Raw genomic sequence first — 3575 nt, forward strand, 5'->3', positions numbered from 1 at the left:
CTGCTTTGCAGTTGCTCTTCACATACCGAGCTAGAAAAATTAAATATAGCTATATCTGCGTATGAAAAAAGTGACCTGATGGTAAAGCTGATATTTGATGATAGGTTTTCACCCCCAGCTGGCTCAATAGGTTGTTGTTGGGGAAATGCTAATGCAAATAGTACGTTTTGGGGAGCTGAGATTCCACATAAAGTAAAAGCGCAGTGGTGGGACTACAAGCAGGGAAAACACTATCGTGCAACGCTATCTGTGCAGCGTGACAAGGCATACAAAATCGCGGGTAATTTACCTAGCATTACCCATTACACAGGTGAAACAGAAACNCGATCTTGAGCCCTATATTATCTTTGGTTTTGGTGAAAAGGGTGANGGTAAAAATGTGGATCTCTAATGCTCCATTTGATGGCGTGGAAGGGCGGATTTTAGAAGAAATTGGTTCAGCACAAGCGACTTGGGAGCCTTTTGAATTAACCGATGAGATGTTTAATTAGATAAGTGCCCACAATCCAAAGTTAAGATAAAAAACAAATAAGACAAGGGATGTTCGACTTGGAAGAAAGGATGATCAATAAGCTCTATATCGTTTTAATGGCAGTAATGCTGCTTTGTAGCTGCTCTTCAAGTACAGAATTGGATAAGTTGCGGATTGGTGTATCTTCTTACGAAAATAGTGACCTTATGGTTAGATTAGTGTTTGATGATAAGTTTTCTCCACCAGCAGGCTCAATAGGTTGTTGTTGGGGCAATGCTAATGCAAATAGTACGTTTTGGGGAGCTGAAATCCCGCATAAAGTGAAAGCGCAGTGGTGGGATTATAAACAAGGAAGGCATTACAACGCTGAGTTCAGTGTACAACGTGATAAAGCATACAAAATCGCAAAAAACCTTCCTAGTATTACCTTCCACACGGGAGAGATAAAGGAAGATCTTGTCCCTCAGATTATCTTTGGTTTTGGTGAAAAGGGTGAAGTAAAAATGTGGATTTCTAATGCACCGTTTGATGGCGTCGAAGGACGAATTTTAGAGGAAATCGGATCGGCGCAAGCGACTTGGGAACCCTTTGAATTAACCGATGAAATGTTTCGCTAAAAAAGTGAAAACTAGGCGTTTTATCTTGGTACTTTCTGCATGGTTGTTTACATCGGTTTATCGAATTCCACCGAAATAAATTGCTATTTGGCACTATCTTGGGTCACATTACTGGCCGCAATTAAAATAATATAACATTTAGGATTGGAATATGCGTATTAAAGCTATCTCCGCGGCCATGGTGTTGGCCTTTTCTCAGTACGTTGCTGCCGATGAAGGTATGTGGCAACCACATCAGCTACCTGAACTTGAATCTATTTTAAAGTCTAAAGGGCTAGAGATAGATGCTAAGTCAATTTCAAAACTCACTGAGTTCCCGATGAATGCGGTGATTAGCTTAGGTGGCTGTACGGCGTCATTTGTCTCTCCTAAAGGTCTGGTGGTGACAAACCATCACTGTGCATACGGCTCTATTCAATACAACTCAACAACAGATAATAATATTCTTGAGAATGGCTTTTTAGCAAAACAGCCAAGTGAAGATCTACCAGCGGCACCGGGCTCACGGGTTTATGTGACAAAAGAAGTGTCGAACGTAACGGATAAAGTTAATGCTGGGATGGACTCACTGACCGGTAAAGCACGTTTTGATGCCATTGACAGTAAGCGCAAGCAACTTGTTGCCGAGTGTGAACAAGATGAAAGCTATCGCTGTAATGTTTATACCTTTCATGGTGGATTGGAATATTACCTCATTAAATCACTAGAGATAAAAGACGTTCGTCTGGCATATACACCAGCGATGGGTGTGGGCAAATATGGTGGCGATATAGATAACTGGATGTGGCCTCGTCACACTGGCGATTTTGCTTTTTACCGTGCATATGTGGGTAAAGATGGTAAACCCGCTGAGTTTTCTAAGGATAACGTACCTTATAACCCTGAGTCGTTTTTGAGTGTGAGTGCAAAAGGTGTGCAAGAGGGCGACTTTGTTATGGTGACGGGTTATCCGGGTCGTACCAACCGTTATCGCATTGCTTCTGAAGTAGATTATGTGTTTAACACGGTTTACCCCATGGTACGTAAACATAACTCAAAGTATGTGGCACTGATTGAAGAGAATGCACCGGAAGGTTCTCAAGCTCGTATCGCTTATGAAAGCACCATTGCAGGTTACAACAACTACATCAAAAACTTTGGTTCAATGATTGAGAGCTTCAAAAAAGGCAGTATGTATAGCCGCAAGCAGCAATTTGAGCGCGATCTTAGCACTTGGATCAATGCCGATGCAGACCGTAAATCAAAGTATGGCGCCGTGCTAAACGAATTGAGCGAGTTGGTTGCTCAATCTCAAGCTCATTATGAGCGTGATATGATGGTTGGCTATATCCACCGTTCGCAAATGATGTCTACTGCGCGTAAGCTTTATCGCTTGGCGGTTGAAAAACAAAAGCCTGATGCTGAGCGTGAGAGTGGTTATCAAGAACGTGATATGCCAAAAATCAAAGCGGGGCTTCAGCGTATGACGCGCCGCTATGATGAAACAGTTGATAAAGCGATTATGCTTTACTTCATGGAGCTTTATGCAGCCTTGCCAAAAGAAGCGCGTTTAGCTGAAGTCGATAAGCAGCTTCAACTTGAAAACGGCTTCAATAAAGCAAAGCACCAAGCGCTGCTAGATGAGATGTATGCCAACTCTAAGCTTGCTGATGAAAAAGCCCGTCTTTGGATGTTAGATTTAGAACTTGAACAGTTAAATCAAAGCTCTGATCCATTCATTCAATATGCAAAAGCGATTTTTGCAGTGATGAAGCAAATCGAAGATGAAGAAAAAGAATTGGCTGGTAAGCAGCAATCTGCACGTCCAGCTTTGATGGAAGCCATTATTGCTTACAACAAGTCGCAAAATAAGCCAGTTTACGCAGATGCTAACAGCACACTCCGTGTCACCTACGGTACGGTAGGTGGCTACTCACCGCAAGATGGCTTAGTGGCAACGCCATTTACCTCGCTTGAAGGGTTACTGGCTAAAAATACCGATGTTGAACCATTTAACGCGCCGAAAAAGCAACAGCAATTGATCCGCGAAAAAGTATATGGTCAATATACCGGTGGCATGAATACTGTACCGGTGAATTTCCTTTCTAATGTGGATACCACAGGTGGTAACTCAGGCTCGCCGACCCTTAACGGGAAAGCGGAGTTAGTAGGTTTACTGTTTGACGGTGTATATGAAAGCATTATTGGTGACTGGGATTACGATAAAAATCTAAACCGCTCAATTCATGTTGATTCGCGTTACATGTTATGGGTAATGGACAAGGTTGATAATGCACAAAACCTGTTAGATGAAATGAAGATAGTAAAGTAGGTCGACCTTTAGGTCGATAATCCCCCCCAACGTTTAAAGGGTAGTCTTTGGGTTTAAAGGGGACCCTTTAGGTTTAAACGTTAGTCGGCCTAAAGGCCGACTAACGCAGACTGTTGAAAAAGGGCTGGACACAGATCTAGCCCTTTGATCTAATAAGCGTAGTGAGTTTAGAGAG

Annotated in this window: 2 protein-coding genes and 1 pseudogene; all 3 read left to right on the plus strand. The window is 42.5% G+C overall.

The annotated features are described in order from the left end of the window. A pseudogene (locus CKO50_RS25170) lies at positions 1-491 on the plus strand (hypothetical protein); the annotation flags it as partial. Between the two features lie 70 nt (positions 492-561). Continuing rightward, entirely contained in the window at positions 562-1089 is a 528-nt protein-coding gene (locus CKO50_RS18480; protein WP_095729353.1) for a hypothetical protein, read from the plus strand. Positions 1090-1240: 151 nt separating this feature from the next. Then, positions 1241-3400 (plus strand): S46 family peptidase, encoded by a 2160-nt coding sequence (locus CKO50_RS18485; protein WP_095729354.1) that lies wholly within the window; start codon positions 1241-1243, stop codon positions 3398-3400. Positions 3401-3575 lie beyond the last annotated feature (175 nt).

Origin of the sequence: Pseudoalteromonas sp. HM-SA03 (genome assembly GCF_002289345.1) — a bacterium.
In the GTDB taxonomy this organism is placed as follows: domain Bacteria; phylum Pseudomonadota; class Gammaproteobacteria; order Enterobacterales; family Alteromonadaceae; genus Pseudoalteromonas.